Here is a 24,153-nt window from a genome sequence, read left to right on the forward strand (position 1 = left end):
TTAAGCCTCGAGCCCGGCCAGAAATCCCTCGTAAACCGCTTCTTCTGCGGTGCGTGGTGAGAGGCAGTCTCCAGCACGCGATATGCGTATGTTGAGGCCGCTCAATGTATCTTCAAGGCGCGTGTCAGGCAGATAGGGTCCGGAAATCACTAGATCATCCACGCCCTCAAACAATATCGGCGCGCCGGTCACACTTTGGCTGAAATAGGCGGTATCTGCATCCATCCCGAAAGCCCTCGCGTAGGGAATAACCTCGACTCCGAGCGCATGCAGCCGGCCCGCCCAGTAATCGCGCACATAAGTCGGCAGGTTTTGCCCGGCGCAAACCCCATCAACCGCCAAGCGCACGTGGTGCCCTTTGGCGGCTAAATGCGCAGCGGTGCCGATGCCCACCCAATCGCAACGCCAATCCGCGATCACAACTCGTCCACGAACCTGCGCAGTGCCTTGCAATACCTCTACGGCAAGGACCGGGGACCGATCGTCCTCAATTTCTATTTCCAACGGGGCTGGGCGGGCTCCTGTGGCGAGGATGAGCGCGTCCGGTGCCTCAGCCTCGATCATTGCACGATCAACAAACTGGCGCATGCGAATTTCTACGTTTGCCGAGGCCAGTTCCATTTCAAGGTTGGTTATCAGCCCACCGAACTCGGCCCGCTCTGGTAACCGCTGGGCCAACAGCGCTTGTCCTCCTAGCATCGGCGCAGCCTCCATCAAGAGCACATTGTGACCACGCTGTGCTGCGGTGACGGCGGCGCGCATGCCCGCCGGGCCGCCTCCGACCACCAGTATTCGACCTGGTATTCGGGCTGGCTCTGCTAGAGCCGGGGCGAAGCGCGCCTCACGGCCAGAAAGCGGACTTTGAATGCAGGAAATGCCAACGCCCTTATGGAGATGTCCAATACAGGCCTGATTACAGCCGATGCAGGCTTTGATACTCTCGCCTCTCCCACTTCGGGCCTTGGAAGCCAGTTCCGGGTCGGTGATCATTGCACGAGTCATACCGCAGATATCAGCATAGTTGCCGGCCAGCACTTGTTCGGCTTCCTGGGGTTGATTGATGCGTCCGGCCACTAATATCGGCAAGCTGGTGGCTGCGCGCAGACGTCCGGCGTGAGAGGCTAGGTAGGCCGAAGCGATCTCCATCGGTGGGACCACGTGGATCGAGCCACCGAGTCCAGCCATGGACCCGGCGGTAACGTTGAGATAATCGATCGCTCCGGTTTTAGCCAAGTAAGAGCAAGCGGATTCAATCACGTCGGGCTCAGTGCCATCCGCTTCAAAGTCCTCGGCCGAAATGCGCAGTCCGATAACCATGCCAATCCGTATTTTGCGGCGCACCTCCGCCAAGCTTTCGCACAAAAAGCGCATCCGGTTATCAAGCGTACCACCATAGGCATCGGTGCGCCGATTGGCATCAGGATTTAGAAACTGGGCGAAGAGCAACCCGTGGCTCGCCATCAGTTCAACCCCATCATAGCCGGCCTCGGCATAGCGCTGAGCGCCGGTGCCGATGGTGCTGACCAGTTCTTCTATCAGTTCGGTAGACATCTGCCTTGGTACGGTCTGATAGCGCCGATCAGGCACGGGGGAGGGAGCAAAGGCTACGCCGCGATGACCCTCGCGCATCCGATGGGAAACCCGTCCAGAATGCGAGAGTTGGCCGATGATGCGCGCGCCATGGCCCTGAACCACTTTTGCTAGTCTTGCATAGGCCGGTATGGCGGAGTCTTCCACAAGATGCAGTTCGCGCGGTGCGGCAAAGGCGCTCTCGTGAAAGCGCGCTGCTTCAGTGATAATTAGCCCCGCACCGCCACGCGCACGGGCCTCATGATAGGCCACCAAGGCGCCGCCAGGTAGATTGTTCTCCGCCAGAAAGGTTTGATGCCCTGTCGATGCAATGCGGTTCCGGATTTCGAAACCCCCTAGCGTCAGTGGGGCGAATAGCCTTGGATAAAAAGGGGCATTGGGCATTGGGGGTCTCAGACTCTGCATGACTAAAAGGCAACATGCTGGAACGTAGATCTTCAGGTGGGCTACGTCGGCTTAAACGGTCCGAGCAGAGCGTTTCTCGCGCCACGCGATCGCTGCTTTCAAGCCTTCCTCTCTGCGGATCCGGTTGAATGCCTCTCGTTCCGGACCACCGTTCGCCTCTATATAGATATCCAGCTCGAGGGCCTGCCGAAGGGCGGCACGCATGCCCATCACTTCGTAGCTGCGATTTATGGCCTGTTTGGACATCCTCACAGAAGCGCCAGCAGCGCTTGAAATCGCACTGGCGAGACTAAGGGCCGCTTCTTCAAGCTCGGCATGCGGGACGACGCGGTTGAGCAGGCCGATCTCATAGGCGCGTTGGCTGGTGAGCTTGTCTAGGCCCGTGAGCACAATCTCTTTAGCCATCTTAGGCCCTGTGAGCCAAGGTAATAGCAGTGCCACCACACCCGAGCCAAACTTGACTTCTGGTTCACCGAGCATGGCAGTATCGCTAGCAACAGTCAGATCGCAGGCCATCGCCAACTCGAAGCCACCGCCTAGGCAATGGCCGTGCACCGACGCTACAGTGGGCTTCGGGCAATCCCAGAACCGCATGATGAGATCGAAATCCACCTGAAGGAACTGTCGCCATTGTGCTAGGGTCACTTCACCGCGTGCGGCGGATTCCTTGAGGTCGAAGCCGGCGGAAAAGGCGCGTCCGTGTCCCGACAGCAAAATTACATTTACCTCCGGGTCGGCCTCAGCGAGGTCCAAAGCCCGATCCAGCTCCGTCAGCATCGTGCCGTTAATGGCGTTCAGAACTTCAGGGCGATTAAGACTGATCTCGGCTATTCGGTTGCAAGTCTCATAGGTAATGGCGGTGAACGCAGGTGCGTCGATCAATTGACTTTCCTTCTGATAAGGGAGCCGAGGTCCGCAAGTGCGGGCCTCGGGGTGTAAGTTGTTAGCCGAGCAGGAATTTCTGCCAGCGTTCTTCCCATTCCGTCCAGTAGCGCGCCACTTCCTTGTCGTTGAACAAGATGGTGTCCTTGGCATTATCTGGGTGGGTCACCATAAACTGGGCCTGCTGCTCATCCGCAGTTGCAGCTGCTGAGGCGAGTGACGGACCATAAGTGCCCAACGGTACCAGTCGCTCTTGGGCTTCCTGAGTGATGCAGTAGTTGATGAGTTCCATCGCCACGTCTCGATAGGGCGTACCTTTAGGCACCACGTAGGCGTTGCCCCACGCGATTGCGTCCTTGAAGGTCATCGATACGGGGCTGCCCTCTGCCATCGCATCGAAGATCCGCCCACTCCAGGCTAGGGCCATAGTGACTTCTCCGGTTGAGAGCAGCTGCGGCGGCTGCGCGCCGGAATTCCACCAGACCGCAATATGCGGACGGATCTCCTCGAGTTTGGCCAAAGCCATCTCAATCTTCTCGTCTGTAGCTGGATATATCTCGTCGCGTGGAACACCAGCTGCTGAAAGTGCAGCTTCGTAGTTATAGTACATTCGGGTGTAGAGGCTGCGCGGGCCGGGGAAATCCTTGACGTTCCAGAAGTCTTCCCATGATTGGGGCTCTTGGCCTGAGGGGAAGGCATCAGTGTTGAAAGCCAGCACAGATGCGCCGGTGCTGGTGTAGACACCGTATTCAGTGCGCCAGCTCGGATCAAGGTGATCAGCCTTGACGATCGAGTAATCGATCGGCTCTAGGACCCCGGCCTCGGAGCCTTGATAGATGAATTGACCACCCACATTAACCAAGTCCCATTCGACTGCGTTGGCCTCCACCATCGCCTTGATCTTTGCGTAGTTGGTGGGGGATACGTTCAAGATCTCCTGCCCAGTCATCTCGCTGAACGGGGTCATGAAGGCCTTCTCCTCAGTTTCCGACAGCGCGCCGCCGAAGGAGCAGAAGATAAAGGGCCGGTTTTGGGCCATGGCGCGTTGCGCCTGACCAAGCGACGTGGCGCTCAGCAGACCCATCGCCGTAGCGGACTTGAGTAGTTCTCTTCGGTTGAACATAAGTTTCCCTCCTCTGTTCTAGTTGGCCGCCTCGTCCTTTGCGGGAAGCAGGCGGGAGTCCTCCGGTGCCCAGGTGACCCGGATGACATCCCCTGGTTGGTGCGCCGGGGATTTCATTGCGCGCAGCCAGCCTTCTTGGCCGTCTGCAAAGCGCAGTTTCGTGGCGGTAAGCTCGCCTAGATAAACGACCTCTTCCACCACCACGCGAAGGCTGTTGTCGTCTGTTTGCGAGACGCGCAGCACTTCGGGCCGTATCAGAAGCTGCGCCTCGCCAGGCGTAGTTTCCGCTTGGCCTTTCGCCGGTGCGGAAAATCTGCCTTCGTAGCCGCGGATACTGTAAGCGATGCTGTCCTTCTCGGCGCCCAGCACTTTCACGGGCAGAAGATTGGATTCGCCTAGAAAACGAGCGATGTAGGCGCTGTCAGGTTTGTCGTAGAGCTCGCCAGGCGTGCCAATCTGGACGATCCGACCATTGCGCATAATCGCCACACGGTCGGACATCACGAGCGCCTCCTCTTGGTCGTGCGTCACGTAGATAGTTGTGCGTGGCGATTTCGTATGGAGACGGCGAATTTCGAGCTGAACATGCTTGCGCAATTGCCGGTCGAGCGCCCCGAGCGGTTCGTCCATCAGCAAAAGATCCGGCTCGATGACCATCGCACGCGCCAATGCAACACGCTGTTGCTGACCGCCAGAAAGCTGGTCTATGGCGCGCTCGCCGTAGCCGTCGAGTTGGACCATCTCGAGCGCTTCGGTGACTTGACGCTGGAGTTCCATGCCCTTCACACCGCGGACTTTTAGGCCGTAGGCTACGTTTTCAGCCACGCTCATATGCGGAAAGAGTGCATAATTCTGGAATACCATTCCGATGTTGCGCGCGCGGGGGGGCAGGGCCGTGACATCCTGTCCACCCAAAATCAGACGACCTCCGTCCGGGTCAAGAAAGCCAGCGACGATGTTGAGCAAAGTCGTCTTGCCCGAGCCGCTCGGGCCCAGCAGGGTCAGGAACTCCCCCGGTTTAATCTCTAGACTGAGTGGGCGCAGAGCCTTTATTTCTCCGAAGGATTTGCAGATTTGTTCGAAGCGAACTCCATGTGTTTCTCTAGCGGCCATGCTTATTGGCTCCCTTCTGCGGAGGAGTTGCGTTTGCGGGCGCTCAGCCGCGTTAGGATGAACAGCACGACGGTGAACGTGAGAATTAGGGTGGAGCCAACGGCAGCGACTGGAGTGAATTCCACCCGGATTTGTTCCCAAAGCTTGACCGGCAGTGTTTTGGCGCCGTAGCCAGCGATGAACAAAGAGATTACCACCTCGTCGAACGAAAGAACGAAGGCAAAAGCCCCACCGCTAGCAACGCCCGGCCAGATCGCGGGTAAGGTTACTGTGCGAAAAACATAGCCCGGGCGAGCACCCAGGCCTGAGGCGGCCCTTGCGAGATTGGGGTCAAGCCTTTGAAGGGAAACGCTCACATTGAGCAGCACAAAGGGTACGCAGATCAGTGCATGGCTAAGCGCAAGCCCCGGAACCGTCCCGTAAAGGCCGACGCTGCGGGTTACATAGTAGAGCGCGATACTGATCATGATTACGGGTACGATCAGCGGCGATAGTACCGCCCCAATGACTATTGGGCGTATCCGCTTGGGCAGGCGCTCCACACCCAGAGCCGTTAGGGTGCCAATGACCAGCGCGATTGCCGTGGTAAGCAGTGCCACCCGGACGCTATTGAAGAGCGAGGTCATCCAACCGCGGTCTTCAAGGAAGGCGGCATACCATTGCAGGCTTAGCTCCTCAGGCGGGATTTTTATGAAGGATGCTTGGTTGAATGAAGCCGGGACCACTGCGAAGATCGGCATCACCAAGAAGGCGAGCACTATGGCGCCGAAGATCTGAGTGAGAGCCTGCGGAGAGGGTTTGTACCGTTTCATTTAACCACCACCGAAGAGCCGAGAGAGACGAAGCGCGCGGTCACCGCCAGAACAACAAGCACAATAACCAACAGGATCACTGAGGCCGCCGCCGCCAGCGGCCAGACCAGCCGTTCATTAACAAAACTGTCGATCAGCATTGCCGCCGTGAGGTTGTGTGGTCCTCCAAGCAGGGCTGGGGTGATGTAGAAACCCAGCGCCAGCAGAAAAACAAAGGTCGCCCCAGCGGTGACGCCGGGCAGGGTGAGGGGCAGGAAAATCTTGAAAAAGGTTGTGTGCCCTGAGGCACCAAGGCTGTCGCTTGCCAAAAGTAGCCGCTGGTCGATCTTGAGCATCGAGGAATAGATCGGCAGTACCGCGTAAGGCAGCAGGACGTGTACCATTCCGATGTAGACGCCGAAATCATTGAAAAGCAACTTAAGTGGCTGGTCGGTGACGCCGAGGGTAATCAGAAAATTGTTGACCGGCCCGCTGCGCTCTAGCAGCAGCATCCAGCTAAAGGTTCGCACCAGTATACTGATCCAAAAAGGCACGAGGATGCAGTAGAGTGCTATGCTGAACCAAAACCCTTTCACTCGCGTGAGCAGCCAGGCGGCAGGATAAGCGAGGATGGTGCAGATGATCGTGACGAAGACGGCCAGCTTGAGAGTGTTGAAGAAAACAATGCGGAACACTTCGCTTGTCAAAATTTCTTGGTAAGCGGCAAAGGCACCGCCCTCGGCCTGAAAACTCAGGAGAATAAGTTGACCTAACGGCCAGACGAACCAAACCCCAAGAAAGATCAATGCTGGGAGAAAAAGCAAAAATGTCATCGCAGCCCGGCCGAGTCTTTGGTCGTGTCCCCGCCAGGCCTGCGTGGTTTCAACCCGGGTCATGTTTCAAATGCCTCCGAGTAAATGCGCATGCCGTGCTTGCGGATGCGGCCACCCACTACGCTTCTTTGTATCTCCGAGGTGCCCTCCCATATCCGGTCCACCCTGATATCGCGGTAGAGGCGTTCCACAGGGTTCTCGCGCATATAGCCGCGCCCCCCGAGTATCTGCACCGCCTTGTCAATTACGCGCCCAGAAGCCTCTGAGCAGAACAGTTTGAGCGCGCTGGCATGGGCGTGCACGCGTGAGCGGCCCGCACCCGCGTCAATTTCTGCGGCAACTCGATACAGCATCGACTTGGCGGCGAAGATATCTACCGCCATGTCCGCCAGCATAAATTCGATCCCTTGGAAATCACGAATTGCGCGGTCGAATTGGTGGCGTGAGGTCGCGAACTCATTCGCGATTTCTGCCGCGCGGGTGGCCGCGCCGATGGAATGCGCCGCGATCTGAAGTCGGGCTTCTACAAACCAGTCCTTCGTCAGTTCGAACCCTTGGCCGATCTCGCCAAGTTGGCGATCAGCCGCTACGGGCGTTTCATCGAAAATAAGCTCTGCATGGTCAAATGCGAAATTGTGCATGAACTTGGGAGAGCGCACATGGGTCATGTTGAGCACCGGCTTGTCCACGAGGAAGAGGGTCGGCTTGTCCGGATCATCATCCACATGAGCGTGCACGATGATAAAATCGCTGGCATTGTAGGAGGTGACGAACCATTTCTCGCCGCTCAAATACCATTGCCCGTCGCGCATCACGGCTTTGGTTTTGACCCGACGGGGGTCGGAGCCGGCATCCGCCTCGGTGATGGCAAAGCAACCGCGCCGCTCGCCGCGGGCAGAGGGGATGAGATAGTCATTGATTTGTGCTTGTGTGCCGAACTTGAGACTCACGGGTGGGCGCCAGACGCAGCTCCATAAACCGTTTGTTGCTCTGCCGAGCTGTTCCTCGACCAAGGTTTGCTCAACCATCGTAAGTCCCAGCCCGCCATGCTCGTGGCCGAGATTGATGCCGGCCAGTCCCCAGTCGCGCACTGCTTGACGGACGTCGGCACGCTTATTCTCGGGCAACTCACCATGCTCATCCGTCACCTGCTCAAGCGGCTGCAAGACTTGCTCCACGAAATCCCGACCCAATTTCGAAAGTGCCTTTTGGCGGGGGTTGAACTCGAAATCCATGAGTGGTTGTCCTTGTCAGATGTTAGGCGCGCGCGTGGCACGAACGTTCAAAAGAGCATCAACGGCGCGTATCCCGTCCGCCCTTGCGAAAAGAGGGTTCACATCCATCTCGGCAATCAAGTCGCCTAGGTCGGCGGCAAGCTGCGAGAAGCGCGAGAAGGCAAGAGCGATAGCGTCCAGGTCGGCGGAGGGGATGCCACGGCCGCCACCCAGCTGTCGGCGGATTCGCAGTCCGTCGATCATGCTGCGCGCCTCGGCATGGTCAAAGGGCGGCAACGCAACCACCCGGTCCTCGAGCGCCTCGATCCAGATGCCGCCAGCGGCCACCATCACGAACGGGCCGAATGTCTCGTCTTGCACCAACCCAAATGCGAGCTCAATGCCACTCGGCACCATTTCCTCGAGAACCGCTTGCGGTCCCAATCGCGTGGCGATTTCATGATAGGCGACTTCGACACTATGCATGTCTGTTAGTCCGAGAAACACCCCGCCGACATCACTCTTGTGCTTGATGCCGAGTGCCGCCGTCTTGAGTACGAGGGGCAAGCCGACTTCGGGTACGGCGTTGCGCAGCGCCTCAAGCGTGTCCACTTCGATAACGCGCGGCGTGGCAATGCCGTAATCCGCAAGAAGCGCCAGTGCTTCCGCTTCGCTCAAATCATTGGGTTCCGACAACCGGGTGCGCCAGCGGCTGACGATTTCTGGTGAGGTGGCTGGGGGAGATCCCCGGGATACCTTTTGACGGTCGCGGAAGGCGAACAATTCGCGAATAGCCTTGAGCCCTTCCTGCGAGCCCTCAATCACTGGCAGCCCGGCCTCAACGGCTTCGAGTGCAATTGTGCCGTGCCGCACCCCGGCATAGTTAGAGACGATAATTGCGGGCTTATTGCTGCTCTTACTGACCCGGCGCAGTGCAGACAGAAAGCCGGTGGCTACGTAAGAGCCGTCGCGAATGTCCTGGAACAGCGCAAGTGCCCCAGTGGCTGGGTCGTCAATCAGCGCCGTCATGCAGTTCTCTACTTTGCGCTCGAACTCATGCCCGGAACCCCATACATCAAGCGGGTTTTCAGGCTTGAGGCCGCTGTCCAGGTTGGCGCTCAGCTTGGTTTTGGTGGTCTCTGAAATGTTGGCGTAGCGTACACCCTCACGCTCAGCCAGATCCACTACCATCTCCCGCTCGCCGCCGGAATCGTGAACCCCAGCAAGCAGGCCGTCGGGGAGGTGCGCTGGATCAACCTTGGAGAAAAGCTGCAAGCAAGCACCGAACTCGTCGAGGGTGGCAGTTTCCACCACGCCGTAGCTGTGGAAGACCGCCTCATAGGCCGCCGCGTTGCCTGCGATGGCCCCGCTGTGGCTGGAGGCGAAATGCGCGCTTAGCTCGGTCTTGCCGACCTTGAGTACCACAACTGGGACGGATCGTTCTCTCGCGCGTTCCAACGCGGTAATGAACCGGGCGGGGTCACGCGCAGTTTCCTGAAACAGGCCGATCACTTTCGTCTCGGGCTGCTCCAGCGCCCAGAGCATGTAATCTTCACTGCGCGTGGCTAGTTCTCGTCCTGTCGATACGCAGAACGAAAAGCGCAACCTAGAGTGATTGTAGGCAAGTGCGCTGAAGGCGGAGCCTGATTGCAGGATCAGCGCGATATTACCCGGCTTCAGAGGGACCGGTGAGGCATAACCATTGAGCCGCAACCCAATTTTAGGGTTTAAGAGCCCCATGCTGTTGGGACCGCATATGTGCAATCCTGCTTCTCGGGCCATGTCCGAGAGGCGATATAACAACTTGTCATCGCCCTGGTCCGACATGTCGCAACCGGTGAAAATGGTAGCGGCGCGCACGCCTTTTTCGATGGCCTCATGCAGGGCCTGCTCTACGCGCTGATCGGCCAACCCGATCACTACATGTTCCACCGCTCCGGGAATGCTGGCGATATCTGGGAAGCAGGGTAGCCCTGAAATCATAGATTCTTTGGGGTTTACCGGGTATAATGCGCCGAGATACCCATCCACCGCTGCAGTGCTCACCATGATATTACCGAGGGTTTGCGGACGGTTTGATGCGCCGATGAAAGCAACAGAGGTTGGTCGTAACAGCGGGTCTAAAGGGTGCGGATGACCTGCAAGCGGCGCCGATGCTGAACCTATCGCATTTACATTGTAGAGATTTGAAGACTCTTGCATCAATGGGCCTTTCCGGGTCCAATTGTCGTCTGTCCTAGGATTGAGGTTACGGGGGAGATTTTAATCTGTAACGTCACGAATACTCATTGCCCTATTACTCTGAGTTATGGGGTCAACTGGTCCGACCGAGGTTGTCATGTCGTTAAGAGCGAAAGTGCCGAGCGCTGGTGCGCTGTTCGTCTTTGAGGCGGCAGCTCGAAAGTTGAGCTTTTCGGAAGCCAGTCGGGAGTTCAACGTTACCCAACCTGCGGTGAGCAAGACGATCCGCCAACTTGAAGAGCAGCTCGGCGTGCCTCTGTTTAATCGCACTTCGGGCGGTGTGGAATTGACACGTCATGGCCAGATTTTAGCCGACGCAGTTTCTGGTGGCTTCCGTCAGGTGGAAGCAGCGTTGGATGAGATCGAGCGAATGCGCGAAAGCCCGACTTCGGTTACCGTTTCTGTAACTTCTGCGTTCGCGTTGCACTGGTTCATGCCGCGGTTGGATTGTTACCGTCAGGCACTTCCTGATATCCCAATTCGATTTCAGATCATACATGGGGAGCCAATTGGTCCATTAAATGGGGCTGATCTTGGGGTGCGCCACGACGAGGAAAAGAAACAGGCGTTCGACCGATGGTTCCTCCAGGAAGAGGTCGTGATTCCTGTGGCAAGTCCAGGGTATGTGGCGGCTCATGGGGTGCTGGATGGCTGCAATACTCTGAAGGGCCACACGCTTGGACATCTCAACGAGCCACTGCGACTGCCTTGGCGTAAGTACCTGGCGGAGATGGGATATGCTCCACCCGGCGACGCCTCCGAAATGCTATTCTCAGACTACGCGCTATTGTTGCAGGCTGTGATCAAGGGGCAGTGCATTGGTCTCGGTTGGCGCTATGTAATCGCCCATGAGCTGGAGCAAAAAGGCTTGGTTCGCGCGGCTTCCAGGGAATACGTGACCGGGATGAACTATTACATCGTCACCCCTTCGGACCGTCCGTTGCGACCAGAAGTGGCCGCGGTGCGGGATTGGTTGCTGACGGAAGTTGGCTCCGACTTGCAGTAGCCCCTAACGACCAATGCGAAAATCCGCACATATCGCTTGATATTTTCAGTGAAACGTAAAAAAGCTGCATTTCATTGCTAGAGGTGGTCGCGGAAATTCGGACCAGTTGTTAAGGTGGATCGCATGACGAGAGAGACGATCCGAAATGGCAAAGAGAAAGACGCATACGCCTGATTTCAAGGCGAAGGTCGCGCTTGAAGCGATCCGCGAAGAGATGACGCTGGCCGAGCTGTCGAAGAAGTATGGCGTGCATCCGAACCAGATCAGCACATGGAAGCGGGCGGCGATTGAGAACATGGCCACGGCGTTCACCCGGCGGGGTGCTGATCCCGGGAAGGTTAACGAGGCGGAGATCGAGAAGCTGCATTCGAAGATCGGGCAGCTGGTGGTGGAACGGGATTTTTTAGCAAATGCCTCGGTTCAGCTGCTCGGGACGCGAGGCAAAAAATGGTGAGCAAGGATCATGAGCTGAGCCAGCGGCGGCAATGCGCGCTGCTGCAATTGTCGCGCTCTACGCTGTATTATCGTCCCAAGGGTGAAAGCGCTGAGAACCTACGTTTCATGGAGATCATCGACAAGCAGTTTCTGGAGACCCCGTGGTATGGCTCTCGCCAGATGGCGCGTCACATGAAGCGGCAGGGTCACAAGTGCGGCCGTCATCGTGTGCGGCGCCTGATGCGTCTGATGCGGTTGGTGCCGATCTACCAGGAGCCCAACACCAGCAAGAAACGCCCGGCGCACAAGATCTACCCCTACCTGCTCAAGGGGCTGGCGATCACCCGACCCAATCAGGTCTGGTGCGCCGATATCACCTATATCCGGATGGAGCGGGGGTTCCTGTATCTGGTCGCCATCATGGATTGGTATAGCCGCAAGGTTCTGGCCTGGCGTCTGTCGAACACCTTGGAGGCAGACTTCTGTGTCGCGGCGCTGAAAGAGGCGCTGGCCACCTATGGCCCGCCAGAGATCTTCAACACCGATCAGGGATCGCAGTTCACCAGCAGCGACTGGATCGATGAACTGAAGGAGGCCAAGGTGAAGATATCGATGGATGGCAAGGGCCGCTGGATCGACAATCGCATGATCGAGCGCCTTTGGCGGTCGCTGAAATACGAGTGCGTTTACCTGCGTGCCTTCGAGACCGGGTCACAAGCCAGGGAGGGTATCGGTCGATGGCTGGCCTATTACAACGCCGAGCGGCCCCACTCGACCCATGGCATCTTGACCCCGGATGAGGTCCATGCAAACCGAACTGAACCCATGAGAATTGCAGCCTGATAGGAAACCCTGATCCACCTTAACAACTGGTCCGAATTTCCGCGACCACCTCTGCTCTCTTGAACACTTCGGATCATCAGGTAGTTTCATCTCGCTTGACCGTGCTTTAGCAGGCTGCTGGAAAAGGCCGGTCTCGACGCGGTTTCGAGAACATGTTTCACTTCCGGCACTTTAGCGGCGGTGTCCCCTGTGCGTATTCATTGAGATAAAGGGTACGAGTAGCCCATACTTGAAGATGAGTTGTAGGGAATCTGACCAAAGATCAGACTGAGATGAAAATTGCCTTCGTTGTACGAACTTGTGCAAAGCCCCCTCCCGCAACCATAAATACTATACTTTGCATAACCTCCTGTTCAAGGGAGGTTTTTGGCTGTCCGGACTTCCCCGCACCCCCAAGGCTCAACGCCAGAATACCCGCAAGCGCGCCGTGAAGGTCCAGCCGTGGCTCCATGCGCTTGCCGCCCGTGGGCACAGGCGTGACCACGATCTTCTCGATCAGCCCACGGATCGCCTCGCGGGCCTCGCCCGCGCCATCCGGCGCGAACAGCTGCTTGATGAGCGCCTTGATGCGGACATGATAGGTCTCGGCCATCTTGGGGTGAATGCGCAGGGCGGTGTCCTTGGCGGGGGTCGCGGCAAGGTCGGCCTCCAGCTGCTTTTGTTGTGCCTCCAGCTGCGCCATGCGGTCCTTGATGCGCTCGGCGGGTAATCCCTCATTTTTAACGGGGTGCGGTCGTAGAATTCACGCGGCCATTTTCAGCTTCTGAACGGGCAAAGCCCAGGGATACCCCGCCGACGCCCATGATCGGGCTTTCGTTGTTGCAAGTCCAGAGCCATTGCGTTGCGTGATCTTGGGCCTAGTCGATGGTTTCGATGATGTATCGGTCCAGCCATTCATGCCGGACGGTGCGGTTGTAGCGCTCGATGTAGGCGTTTTGCCGCGGCTGACCGGGTTGGATGGTGATGCTCCGTTTTTCGGCCCATATCAGCAGCTTGCCACTGATGTATCCCGTGCCGTTGTCGACCCTGATTGTGCCGGGTTTGCCGCGCCATTCGATGATCTTGTCCAGGCTGCAAATCACCCGTTCTGCGGGCAAGGAGAAGTCGATCTCGATACCCAGCCCTTCAGGTTGCGAAGGTGCAGGAAACACAGCCCAAAACCCCAGGTCTTGCGGGCATCCGTCAGCCCGACCAGCAGATCGGCGATCTCTTCGTTCTCGGCCCGCAGCTTCGGGCCATAGCAAAAGCAGGTCTCGCTGACCCCGAAGGCTCGGCAAGCGAGGGCGATGCTTGCCCCACGTCGTGACACGGCATTCTCGGCCATCTCGCGGCGTTGAGATGGCCCAGTCACTTTTTCCAAGGGCTTCGAGTAAATTCGCCTGCATGCTCAGATCCGCATACATCCGCTTCAGGCGACGGTTCTCGTCTTCCATCGCTTTCATCTGGCTGATCAGCGATGCATCCATGCCGCCATACTTCACCCGTCACTTGTAGAACGACGCATTGCTCATCCCGTGCTCGCGGCACAACTCGGCCACCGGCACACCACCTTCCGCCTGACGCAGGATCGCAATGATCTGCACCTCCTTGCGCAGCGATACATCCATCTCTCAAGCTGAGTGGGCGTGGGCGCCTTCGACATGGGTCTGTCAGGAAGGTAAGGATTGGGTGGGCGACGAGTTCCATCTATATACTGATTTTCTTGTGGTTTCAGAGCTATACCAGATATCGTGCGAGTGAGAAGCTTGTTTGCTTTGAGGAGCAGTGACCCAAACTGAACGGCGGCGGCATGACTGATCTGACCGGGGTGGTGAGATCCACAGCTGCGGGAACGTTATGAGGCTCGTTCTCGACTGCCCGGGCGCATTCGCCTTTTTAACACATCGGATTCTATTGTATTTGATAGCAGTACGGACAGAAACCGAAGACTATCAACCAAAGGACTCTCATTATGAGTGAGGGGCGACCGAGGGGTAGGTCACGATTTGTGCAACAGAGCCCGGTTGAAATGCCATACCTAGAGCAAGATTGGCAATTCCTTCGACGAGTGTAGTAGAAACAAATGCCTCTCTGTGACCTTTCAATTTAACTGACTAATACATAAGTTTTAAAATATTGCTTGAATTATAGGTACTGCGTATCTTTAGTCAGAATTCATACTCGCCAGCTTCCAGTTAGGACAGGACTACCAATCTGGTTGCCTGCACATCGTTGCGGGGAGGTAAATGGAGCACTGACAACGGGGTGCAGCTCCATCCCGCATAGCTAGACACACTAGGAGGACTGCCAAAGTGCAAAAGATCGGATTGATTGGTGTTGGTCTGATGGGGCATGGCATCGGGAAGAATATTGCAGCCAAAGGCTGGGAACTCCATTTCCTGTACCATGTCGGCAACCAGCCAACGGACGACCTGATCGACCTGGGTGCAACCCGTCATGACACGGCGGCGGATCTTGCGAAGGCGTGCGACATCCTGATTCTGTGTGTGACCGGCAGCCCGCAGGTCGAGGACGTGCTGATCGGCTCTGGTGCCGTGCTTGAAGCCCTGCGGCCCGGCACGATCGTCGTCGACTGTTCCACCGCGATCCCCAGTTCCACCCGCGCCCTTGCCGCAAAGGTCCGCAAGGTCGGTTCCGAACTGGTAGATGCAGCAATGACCCGAACGCCAAAGGAAGCCGAAGAAGGTCGCCTCAACCTGCTGGTCGGAGGCGAGAGCGACCCAATTGCCAAGGTACGGCCAGTGCTGGAGACGTTTGCGGAGAACATTTTTGTCGCTGGCGGCCCCGGCAGCGGCCACCAGTTGAAGCTGATCCACAACATCATCTCGCTCGGCACTGTCACCCTGATCGCCGAAGTTGCCGCCTGTGCGATTTCGGACGGGATGGACGTCGAAGCAATGGTGGACTGCCTGCGCAAGGGCGGCGCCGGTGGTGCGGCTCTTGAACGGGTCGCACCCTACATTCTTGAAGGCAATTCCGATCTGCTGCGGTTCACCATCGCGAACGCCTACAAGGACGCCAGCTACTACACCGAGATGGCAAACGAACTGGGCGCCACCCGACAAGTGGCTGATGCGGTTCACAAAACACTGGGCAATCTGGTCGAAAAAGGCGCAGGCGATGCCTTTGTGCCTGAACAGGTAAAGCTGCTCCAATCACCCCAAGCTTGAAGCCTGTCCGGGTGCCCTGACGCCAATCAAACATTTAGCAACTCTTGAACGCGGTGTTGATTTGCCCGATTTGTTTCGGAGCGCCACTACCGCATTGTTCACCCCTCCCTTGGGCGTCAACTTGTTCGCTGCGGCACAGGTCGCCGAGATTCCCTTACAAAGGTTGTTCAAATCCCTGATCATTCCGGTATCGACAGTGATCGCGGCGCTCTTGGTCATAACTGACGTTCCGCAAGTGTCATTGTTTCTGCGGGACATTTTGAACTGACCTGCCGCTGCCACAATCACTGAATTCAGTTCAAACTCTTTGCGTCGACATTATTACTCAGGCAATCTGCATAATAGTTAAGATTATGCAGATTGTTTGAAGCAAGAGCCCGCCATAGACTACAGTGAACTCACCAAAACATCCGCTGAGATACTGACAACATTCGAGAAAGCACAACAATGATCGAACCTTATGTAGAATTGGCAGTGCACGACAGTATCGCCACCATCACGCTGAACAACCCGCCACTGAACGTGTTCAAGATCGAGATGACCGGACAGCTTGATCGCATTCTTGAAGGTCTGCGCCGGAATGACGAGGTGCGTGCCATCGTTCTGAAGGGCGCTGGCCGCGCCTTCTGCGCCGGGTCTGATATTTCCGAGTTCGACGCCTTTCACGAACCGGGCAAGGTCGTTGAATTGAAATTGCTGCGACAGAACGCGGTTTTTGAGAAACTGGCCACTTTCCCCAAACCCGTCGTGGCAGCGATCCACGGTCTCGCCTATGGCGGGGGGGTGGAAATAGCCATGTGCTGCGACCTGATCGTCGCCGAAGAGGACTGCCGCTTTGCCATGCCGGAAATGCGCCTTGGGGTATTCCCCAGCAGCGGTGGCCCCTATCGGACCGTGCGCCGCATCGGTCCTGCCAGGACGAAACAACTGATCTTCCTGACTGAGCCAGTGGATGCCCAAACTGCATTCGCCTGGGGTCTGATTGATCGTGTTGTGCCGAAAGACGATGTTGTCAATTCGGCACAGGCCCTTGCGGCGGAGATGTCGAAGCGCCCGTCCCAGGCGCTTAGCCTGTGCAAAGCCCTGATCGGAGAGGCTACGCGGTTGTCTACCGCCGAGTTGATCTCCCGCTCGCTCGACGCCAGCGACCAGGTCTTTGCCTCCGCCGACTGCGAGGAGGGCGTGCGCGCCTTCTTTGCCAAGCAAGAGCCCAACTTCGGAATGAACTGAAGCCGCCGAAATCGGCAGGCATACTCACCATGTTTGCGCAGCGCAGGCAGCGTGCGACCGAGTGATCGCCGCCAGAAAGGAACTCATGATGAACGAGATCAACAACAGCACATCCAAACCACAGAACCTGATCTGCAATAGCTGGGTTCCGGCTCAATCCGGCAGGGTTCTTCCGGTCGTATCTCCGATCGATGGGGCGACATTCGCGGAGATCCCGGATAGTGACGCTGCGGATGTCGATCTTGCCATCGCCGCAGCTCGGGAAGCGTTCGAGACCGGTCCATGGTCAAAACTGACGGCTGTTGAACGCGGACGGCTGATGTTGAAGCTCTCCCTGCGTATTCTCGAAGAAAAGGAAGCCTTGGCGCAGATTGAGACGAAAGACAACGGCAAGCCGATCAAGCAGTCGCGCACCGACATGATCATGGCGGCCCGCTATTTCGAGTTCTATGGCAGCGCTGCTGACAAGCTGCATGGCGAAGTCATTCCGTTCATGAACAATTATGACGTCGCGATGTACCGCGAGCCGCATGGCGTCGTCGCGGTGATCTTGCCTTGGAACTATCCGGCGCAGCAGGTCGGCCGGTCAATCGCCCCCGCGCTTGCGATGGGTAACACGGTTGTCCTGAAACCTTCCGAGGATGCCTGCCTGAGCGCCTTGCGGATTGCAGAGCTTGCCGTCGAAGTCGGATTCCCCGCGGGGGTCTTCAACGTTGTAACCGGGCGCGGAGAAACCGCCGGCAAGGCCCTGACCGAACATCGCGGCGTGGACTTTATCTCCTTCACCGGTTCGCCCGAAGTTGGAACACTGATCCAGATCGCTGCGGCAAAGAACTATGTCGGTTGTACGTTGGAGCTTGGCGGCAAATCTCCGCAGATCGTATTCGAAGATGCCGATCTTGACGCCGCAATCCCGGTGTTGGTGACCGCCCTGATCCAGAACGCTGGCCAAACCTGTTCGGCAGGCAGTCGTGTTTTGATCCATCGCCCCATCTTCGATCAGGTCGTCGCGGAACTGAAATTGCGGTTCGAGGCGATTGAAGTCGGACTGTCGGGCGAAGACGATGTGATGGGCCCCCTGATTTCCGCCAAACAGAAGCAGCGTGTCGAGCGCTATATCGCGGAGTCGGATCAGCCCATTATCGCCAAGGGCCGGATCGGGTCCAACACACCAAGTGACGGCTTTTACGTCGCGCCGGTTCTGTTCGGCCCCTGCAACCCCAACTCGCGTATCGCTCAGGAAGAGGTCTTCGGCCCGGTCCTGTGTGTGATTCCGTTCAAAGACGAGGCGGAAGCTATCGCCATCGCAAACGGGACAGATTATGGGCTTGTCGCTTCGGTCTGGACACGCGACGGCGCCCGCCAGAAGAGGGTGGCAAAGGCGTTGCTTTGCGGGCAGGTCTTTGTGAACAATTATGGTGCGGCGGGCGGCGTCGAACTGCCGTTCGGCGGTGTTCGCAAATCGGGTCACGGGCGGGAAAAGGGTGTGATAGCCTTGCATGAGTTCTCGCGTATCAAGACTGTCGTGAACTATTTCGGCTGACGCACGCGCCGCAGGCAACACCGTTCAGTGAAGGGAGCGTCACATGAAAATTGCTGTAATGGGGGCAGGTGCGGTTGGCTGCTACTATGGTGCCATGTTCGCGCTCGCCGGACATGAGGTCGTGCTGATCGGGCGGGCACCCTTCGTCGATGCCGTGTCGCAAAGTGGACTGACCCTCGAGAAGGGCGGTGAACGTCTTGTCGCCAAGGTGAGGGCCAGCACTGATCCTTCGATGATCCGCGGCGCTGACATCGTGATGGTCTGTGTAAAGTCCGGCGATACCAGAGAGGCCGGGCAGCAAATCGCACCTCATCTGGCGCTAGGTTGCATCGTGCTCAGCCTGCAGAACGGTGTGTCGAATGCCGAAACCCTCGGGCAGATTACCGGGCGTCCGGTACTGCCCGTCGTAGTCTATGTCGCCAGCCACATGATTGGCCCAGGGGTTGTGCGTCACGAAGGGCGCGGCGATCTGGAACTGTCGGGGCAAGGTGCGGAGGTAGTCGCCGACATCTTCAACGTGGCCGGTGTCGAGACGCGCGTGTCTGACGATGTCATGGCTTCGCTCTGGGCGAAGCTGGTGGTGAATTGCGCCATCAATCCGCTGTCGGCCATCACCGGGTTGCCCTATGGCAAGATCGCGGCGCAGGAGGGTATGCCGGAACTGATGCGGGATATTGCCCGCGAAGCCCTTTCCGTCGCGCAGGCGGAGGGCGTTTCCGTGCCAGACGCAGTTTTCGAAACAATCCGAACCATACCCGTCACAATGGCCGGTCAGCACTCCTCGACGGCGCAGGACCTAGGACGCGGCAAACCGACCGAAATCGACTACCTCAATGGGGAAATCGTGAGTCGAGCCGCTAAACTGGGCATCGACGTACCGATCAATCGCACCCTGACCTTGCTAGTGAAAAGCGCCGAGCGCGGGAGCACCGTTGATGGTAAAACGAACAGTATTGGACAATAATATGCTGAACATACAACATATTTCCGCGTTTTCGAGCGGACAGGATGGCGGGAACCCGGCGGGTGTCGTGATCTGTGACACCCTGCCTGAACCTGCCGTAATGCAGAAAGTTGCGGCGGAAGTCGGCTATTCGGAAACCGTCTTTGCCGCGCCCGAGGGCGATGCGTGGCGGGTCCGATATTTTGCTCCCGAGGTCGAAGTGGATTTCTGCGGCCATGCAACGATTGCACTTGGCGCGGCCCTGGCACGCCATGTTAGGCCGGGGCTGTTCACGCTCGACATCAATCGCGCGCGCATAACCGTCGAGGGCCATTCGTCCGACGCCAGCTGGGGGGCAGCCTTCCAATCGCCGCCGACGTGCAGCGGACCTGTGGCCGCTGCTGTCCTGGCGGAAACCCTGGATATCTTTGGCCTGTCGCGCGACAGTCTCGACCCGCGCATTCCCCCCGCCGTGGCCCATGGCGGCGGCGATCACCTGATCCTTGCGCTGAAAGACCGCGAGGCCCTGCGCGAGATGAAGTATGACTTTGCCCGGGGGCAGGCTCTGGCGACCCGCGAAGGTTATATCACTTTTAATCTGGTCTACGCCGAGACGGCGCAACTGTTCCACGCGCGCAATCCGTTCCCGCTTGGTGGCGTTTATGAAGATCCTGCGACGGGGGCCGCCGCCGCGGCTCTGGCAGGATACCTGCGCGACATCGACTGGCCGCATCAGGGCCGCGTAACCATCCGCCAAGGCGAGGATATGGGCGTGCCTTCGCGGCTGATCACCGAGATCACGCCGGAACGGGGTGCCAGCATACGCGTTACGGGAGAGGCCCGTACCGTCCGTGAATCGCAAGAGATCGAGATTTGAGACATGACGACACCTGAACAGAAACTGGAAGCACTCGGCCTGACCTTACCGCAAGCGCCTGACCCACTGGCCGTTTACCGACCAGTGCGAAAGATCGGAAACACGCTTTACCTGTCTGGCCAGATTCCGCGCAATCCCGATGGGACATTTATCACCGGTCGTCTCGGGGACGATGCAACGGTCGAACAAGGCTACGCGGCGGCGCGCAATGTCGGGCTGCAACTCTTGTCGGTGGTCAAGTCGGTCGCCGGGGATCTGTCGGCTGTCGAGGCGGTGGCCAAGGTTACCGGTATGGTCAACGCGACACCGGATTTCATCGATCACGCCAAGGTCGTCAACGGCTGTTCCGAACTTTTCATCGAGGTTCTGGGCGAAGCAGGATATCACGCGCGCGCGGCCGTCGGCATGGGTTCACTTCCGCTTGGGGTCATGGTCGAGATCGAAGCTATCTTCATCGTCAAGGAATGAGTGCGCTGGAAGCGATCAGGGCGCCGCTGTTCGTGCCTGCAGATCGATCCGAGCGTTTCGCAAAGGCCGCCGCGTCGGGGACCGATGCGATTATCCTCGATCTTGAGGACGCGGTAGCCGACGGTGCCAAGGATGCTGCCCGCGCCGCATTGCGTCGCGATTTCATCGAACTGCCAGTGATCGTGCGCATCAACGCAATCGGGAGCACCGCGTTTGAATCCGATCTGGCTGCGGTAGCGACCTTGCGCCCCGACGCAATTATGCTGCCCAAGGCCGAGGGTGCCGATCAGATTGGGTCACTGACCGATGTGCTGCCGTATCCGGTCATCGCGCTGATCGAATCCGCACGGGCCCTCGCCAATGCGCGCGCGATCGCCGCGGCAAAGGGCGTGGCGCTGCTAGCCTTTGGATCGATCGATTTGCGCCGATCTGCGCTGCGCCCATACCCGCGTGGTATTGGCTCCTGCGCGTTTCGAACTCGTTTTCGCGTCGCGTCTAACGGGCATTGCCGCACCGCTCGACGGGGTGACTGTGCTGCCTTATGATCTGTCGGCCACATCTGGCGACGCCTCGCATGCCCGCGCGATCCTAAGCCGGGTGGATCATCCCGCGCCGTAGTGGCGAAGAGTATAGCAAATCGAGATATTTCATGACACGCCCCACTTTCGCCGCATGGCTCTCCGACACCAACGATGTAACCCAGACATTTCTCGCGGCCGGACAAATTCCGGGGCTGATCAACTTGGCGGGCGGCCTGCCAGATCCGGCCACATGGCCTGTCAATGATTTGTCAAAACTGGCAGAAAAGGCCGTAGCTAACCACCCGAGCGAGGCGCTGGCCTATGCCCCGATCAGCGGATTGCCAATTTTGCGCGACCTGATCGCAACGCGGTTTTCCGCACCGGGATTGACGTTGACCCGCGACAATGTGCTTATCACCACAGGCGGCATGCAGGCGCTTGACCTGATCGGAAAGGTTCTGCTGGAAGAGGGCAGCCTCGTTGCAGCGCAAAGCCCGGCCTATCTGGGTGCGTTTGACGCGTGGCGGCCGCGCTTGCCCCGGTATCGTCTGATGGTGTTGGAAGCGGGAGATTTTGACCCTGCCGCGGCTTTTGCGGGTGCGCAATTCGCCTATACGGTGCCGAATTTTTCAAACCCCTCCGGTCGGCTTGTCGATTTGACCCAACGGCAGGTATTGGTCGAGGCGGCGCACCAGACCGGCACCTGGCTGGTCGAAGATGATCCCTACGGAACGCTTTATTACGATGGAGCACCCCTGCCACGGATGCTGACGCTCTCAGCGCAGCACGGCAGCGGCCCCTATGACGGCCCGGTCATCTACCTGGGCACGCTGTCAAAAGAGCTTGCGCCCGGTTTCCGGATCGGCTGGGTTATCGCGGTACCCGAAATGATCGCGGCGCTTGTATCGGCAAAGCAGGGATCGGATATGAGTACCTCCGGCCTCTGCCAGCGGATCGCCTATGACGCCATCTCCACCGGTCTGACGGATCGGGTCTTGCCGGGAATCCTCGATCTCTACCGTGCCCGCCGCGACGCGCTGTGTACCGCGATGGAAACGCACCTTGCTGACCTCTTCGACTGGGAGGTGCCGTCAGGTGGTATGTTCGTCTGGGCCACGGCGCGCGATCCGCGCCTGAATACCGATGATTTGCTGCGTGTGGCGATGGCGCATGGCGTCTGCGTTTCGCCGTCGAGCGTCTTCGATCCTGAGGGGATGAACCGCCGTTCCATCCGGGTGAATTTCACACTGAACAACCTTGAAACGATGATCGAAGGCGTCCGGCGTCTTGCCGTAGCGGCAAAATCGGTACTGTCTAAGACGGGTTAACACTCGGCACCGGCCCGGAGCACACCGGATTAGAGCCGCGCTGCCGCCTGCCTGCTCCGGCGCAAGGAAATCGTAAAGGACCGGACCAGCAATAGGGCCGTGACCAAGTAGATCACCAGCGCGATCAGACTTCGCACGAGGATGTCGAAGTTTCCTCCTGAGATCGACAATGCCCGCCTGAGATCGTTTTCCATGTCCGCCCCCAGAAGCAGGCGTAGCACGACCGGAACCAGTGAGATGTCCAGCTTGCGCAGAGCATAGCCACAAGCACCGAAACCGATCATCACGAACAGATCAAATGCCGAGTGGCTGATCGAGTAGATGCCGATAAAGCTGACCATGACGACGAGAGGCATGAGCAGCCAATGTGGCAGACTCAGCATGCGGGTAAAAAGCCCGACCATCGGCACGTTCAGAATAAGCAGCATGACATTGGCGAGATAAAGTGCCGCGATCAGCCCCCAGACAAGATCCGGTAGCCTTTCGAAAAGAAGCGGTCTGGGTTGGATGCTGAGCGATACAAGCAGAACTTGCATGACCGCCGTGGTACCGCTTCCGGGCACGCCAAGTGTCAGCATCGGAATCAGTGTCCCGGCCGATGCCGCGTTGTTGCCTGCCTCGGGCGCGCCGATGCCACGCGCATCGGCGATGCTGTCGGCCAGATGGGCCTCCGTGATCTTGTTCATCGCCACATTCCCTTTCCTTGCCCGTTGGCCCAGGCAAGCGGCGGTGCGGTCACGACTTCAGAGTGCCGTCCATCGTCGTGATGCACGCACCGCCCACAAAGACTCCGTGATCGGAATCGATCCGGATTGAGACGAAGCCGTCGCGCCCGGTCATTCGCCCCTGCCGCGCGATGTAAGAATCGCCCTGCCCGATCTGGGAAGCCTTCAGCCGGAAACTCGCCACGCACCCATTGCCGCTGCCGCAGACGGGATCCTCGTTTACGCCGGTCGATGTCGGGAAGGACCGTGTTTCGATCCCCGTATCGCTGACCGCGTATAAGCATACGCCGATGGCCCCGAGGCGGCGCTCGAAATCGGCGCAACTGGCCAGGTCCGGCGCGATCCCGCGCAGGGAAACGACGTCGGAGATTTCAGCGGCGATCCAGACGGCCCCCACGTCCACCACTGCAGGTGCCGGGTCGGCCAGCACCTTGTGGCCAAGGATGGCGTTCAGTTCGTCGATCTCTTCGCCAGTCAGCAGACGGTGTTCCGCCGGTGGCAGTTCAAAGGTCAGACGCCGTTCGTCTCCGGCAGCCTCGACCGAGATCGGAACGAGGCCCTTGGCACATTCCTGGACCAGCTTCCCTTCCGTGGGGGTGAACAATCCGGCCTCCAGGACCGCATGTGCCGTCACGAGGGTCGGATGGCCTGCAAAGGGAAGTTCGGTTGTCGGGGCGAAAATGCGGAGCTTGTAATCCGCTCCGGCGTCGGTTGAACGCATGACAAAGGTGGTCTCGGACAGATTGATCCAGCGGGCGATGGCCTGCATCTCATCATCCTTCAGCCCCTCACCGTCCAGGACAACCGCGACCGGGTTTCCAAGGAAATGTTCCTTCGAAAAGACATCGACGACCTTGTAATTTCTGTTCATG

The 24,153-nt window shown here is 58.3% G+C and carries 21 protein-coding genes and 2 pseudogenes; 11 read left to right on the plus strand and 12 right to left on the minus strand.

Annotated elements, in window-relative coordinates:
* The 8 genes from VR71_RS12345 to VR71_RS12380 form a co-directional block, all read right to left on the minus strand.
* Window positions 1–1,974 (minus strand): FAD-dependent oxidoreductase, encoded by a 1,974-nt coding sequence (locus tag VR71_RS12345; RefSeq protein ID WP_045684370.1) that lies wholly within the window; start codon window positions 1,972–1,974, stop codon window positions 1–3.
* Window positions 1,975–2,046: 72 nt separating this feature from the next.
* A complete protein-coding gene (locus tag VR71_RS12350; RefSeq protein ID WP_296430350.1) occupies window positions 2,047–2,877 on the minus strand; it encodes an enoyl-CoA hydratase/isomerase family protein in 831 nt (276 codons plus the stop codon).
* A 61-nt stretch (window positions 2,878–2,938) separates the two neighbouring features.
* Complete coding sequence (locus VR71_RS12355; protein ID WP_045684371.1) at window positions 2,939–4,000, minus strand: ABC transporter substrate-binding protein; 1,062 nt, start codon at window positions 3,998–4,000, stop codon at window positions 2,939–2,941.
* An 18-nt stretch (window positions 4,001–4,018) separates the two neighbouring features.
* Complete coding sequence (locus VR71_RS12360; protein WP_045684372.1) at window positions 4,019–5,113, minus strand: ABC transporter ATP-binding protein; 1,095 nt, start codon at window positions 5,111–5,113, stop codon at window positions 4,019–4,021.
* A 2-nt stretch (window positions 5,114–5,115) separates the two neighbouring features.
* The gene (locus tag VR71_RS12365) at window positions 5,116–5,925 is read right to left on the minus strand and encodes an ABC transporter permease (protein WP_045684374.1); all 810 of its coding nucleotides are present in this window, start codon (window positions 5,923–5,925) and stop codon (window positions 5,116–5,118) included.
* Window positions 5,922–6,800 (minus strand): ABC transporter permease, encoded by an 879-nt coding sequence (locus VR71_RS12370; protein ID WP_045684376.1) that lies wholly within the window; start codon window positions 6,798–6,800, stop codon window positions 5,922–5,924. Before VR71_RS12370 ends, VR71_RS12365 begins: the two co-directional genes overlap by 4 nt.
* The gene (locus tag VR71_RS12375; protein ID WP_045684378.1) at window positions 6,797–7,972 is read right to left on the minus strand and encodes an acyl-CoA dehydrogenase family protein; all 1,176 of its coding nucleotides are present in this window, start codon (window positions 7,970–7,972) and stop codon (window positions 6,797–6,799) included. The genes VR71_RS12370 and VR71_RS12375 overlap by 4 nt, the downstream gene beginning before the upstream one ends.
* Window positions 7,973–7,987: 15 nt before the next feature.
* Window positions 7,988–10,153, minus strand: a complete 2,166-nt coding sequence (locus VR71_RS12380; protein ID WP_296430352.1) for an acetate--CoA ligase family protein — start codon at window positions 10,151–10,153, stop codon at window positions 7,988–7,990.
* Between the two features lie 136 nt (window positions 10,154–10,289).
* Here VR71_RS12380 and VR71_RS12385 point away from each other — a divergent pair, with 136 nt between their 5' ends.
* Window positions 10,290–11,198, plus strand: a complete 909-nt coding sequence (locus VR71_RS12385; RefSeq protein ID WP_045684425.1) for a LysR substrate-binding domain-containing protein — start codon at window positions 10,290–10,292, stop codon at window positions 11,196–11,198.
* A gap of 145 nt (window positions 11,199–11,343) precedes the next feature.
* A protein-coding gene (locus VR71_RS12395) for an IS3 family transposase (RefSeq protein ID WP_296430358.1) occupies window positions 11,344–12,476 on the plus strand; the annotation gives its coding sequence in 2 pieces (ribosomal slippage) (window positions 11,344–11,623 and window positions 11,623–12,476; 1,134 coding nt in all).
* Between the two features lie 262 nt (window positions 12,477–12,738).
* On the opposite strand, the gene VR71_RS12400 is transcribed toward VR71_RS12395, so the two are convergent.
* Window positions 12,739–13,158, minus strand: a complete 420-nt coding sequence (locus VR71_RS12400; RefSeq protein WP_045684385.1) for a hypothetical protein — start codon at window positions 13,156–13,158, stop codon at window positions 12,739–12,741.
* A 60-nt stretch (window positions 13,159–13,218) separates the two neighbouring features.
* Window positions 13,219–14,083: pseudogene (locus VR71_RS25025) on the minus strand (transposase).
* A gap of 684 nt (window positions 14,084–14,767) precedes the next feature.
* Here VR71_RS25025 and VR71_RS12410 point away from each other — a divergent pair.
* The 9 genes from VR71_RS12410 to VR71_RS12450 all read left to right on the plus strand — a co-directional run bounded on the left by VR71_RS12410 (window position 14,768) and on the right by VR71_RS12450 (window position 22,556).
* Window positions 14,768–15,646 (plus strand): NAD(P)-dependent oxidoreductase, encoded by an 879-nt coding sequence (locus VR71_RS12410; protein ID WP_045684386.1) that lies wholly within the window; start codon window positions 14,768–14,770, stop codon window positions 15,644–15,646.
* Window positions 15,647–15,740: 94 nt separating this feature from the next.
* Window positions 15,741–15,914 (plus strand): hypothetical protein, encoded by a 174-nt coding sequence (locus tag VR71_RS25565; RefSeq protein WP_367118655.1) that lies wholly within the window; start codon window positions 15,741–15,743, stop codon window positions 15,912–15,914.
* A 179-nt stretch (window positions 15,915–16,093) separates the two neighbouring features.
* On the plus strand, window positions 16,094–16,876 hold the full coding sequence (locus tag VR71_RS12420) for an enoyl-CoA hydratase/isomerase family protein (RefSeq protein WP_045684390.1): 783 nt from the start codon (window positions 16,094–16,096) through the stop codon (window positions 16,874–16,876).
* Window positions 16,877–16,964: 88 nt separating this feature from the next.
* A complete protein-coding gene (locus tag VR71_RS12425) occupies window positions 16,965–18,419 on the plus strand; it encodes an aldehyde dehydrogenase family protein (RefSeq protein WP_296430361.1) in 1,455 nt (484 codons plus the stop codon).
* A gap of 43 nt (window positions 18,420–18,462) precedes the next feature.
* The gene (locus VR71_RS12430; protein WP_045684394.1) at window positions 18,463–19,383 is read left to right on the plus strand and encodes a 2-dehydropantoate 2-reductase; all 921 of its coding nucleotides are present in this window, start codon (window positions 18,463–18,465) and stop codon (window positions 19,381–19,383) included.
* Between the two features lies 1 nt (window position 19,384).
* Window positions 19,385–20,239: a PhzF family phenazine biosynthesis protein gene (locus VR71_RS12435; RefSeq protein ID WP_296430364.1), complete on the plus strand. Its 855-nt coding sequence runs from the start codon at window positions 19,385–19,387 to the stop codon at window positions 20,237–20,239.
* Between the two features lie 3 nt (window positions 20,240–20,242).
* On the plus strand, window positions 20,243–20,707 hold the full coding sequence (locus tag VR71_RS12440) for a RidA family protein (protein ID WP_045684396.1): 465 nt from the start codon (window positions 20,243–20,245) through the stop codon (window positions 20,705–20,707).
* Window positions 20,704–21,252, plus strand: coding sequence for an aldolase/citrate lyase family protein (locus VR71_RS12445; RefSeq protein ID WP_296430365.1), 549 nt, complete (start codon window positions 20,704–20,706; stop codon window positions 21,250–21,252). The genes VR71_RS12440 and VR71_RS12445 overlap by 4 nt, the downstream gene beginning before the upstream one ends.
* 104 nt (window positions 21,253–21,356) lie before the next feature.
* Window positions 21,357–22,556: a PLP-dependent aminotransferase family protein gene (locus VR71_RS12450; protein ID WP_045684398.1), complete on the plus strand. Its 1,200-nt coding sequence runs from the start codon at window positions 21,357–21,359 to the stop codon at window positions 22,554–22,556.
* A gap of 29 nt (window positions 22,557–22,585) precedes the next feature.
* Here VR71_RS12450 and VR71_RS12455 read toward each other — a convergent pair.
* Together VR71_RS12455 and VR71_RS12460 are read right to left on the minus strand one after the other, a co-directional pair.
* Window positions 22,586–23,200 (minus strand): annotated as a pseudogene (locus VR71_RS12455) (tripartite tricarboxylate transporter permease); the annotation flags it as partial.
* Between the two features lie 91 nt (window positions 23,201–23,291).
* Window positions 23,292–24,152: a PhzF family phenazine biosynthesis protein gene (locus tag VR71_RS12460; protein ID WP_045684400.1), complete on the minus strand. Its 861-nt coding sequence runs from the start codon at window positions 24,150–24,152 to the stop codon at window positions 23,292–23,294.
* Window position 24,153: the final 1 nt, after the last annotated feature.

Origin of the sequence: Roseovarius sp. BRH_c41, from assembly GCF_000961715.1 — a bacterium.
Classification (GTDB): domain Bacteria; phylum Pseudomonadota; class Alphaproteobacteria; order Rhodobacterales; family Rhodobacteraceae; genus Roseovarius.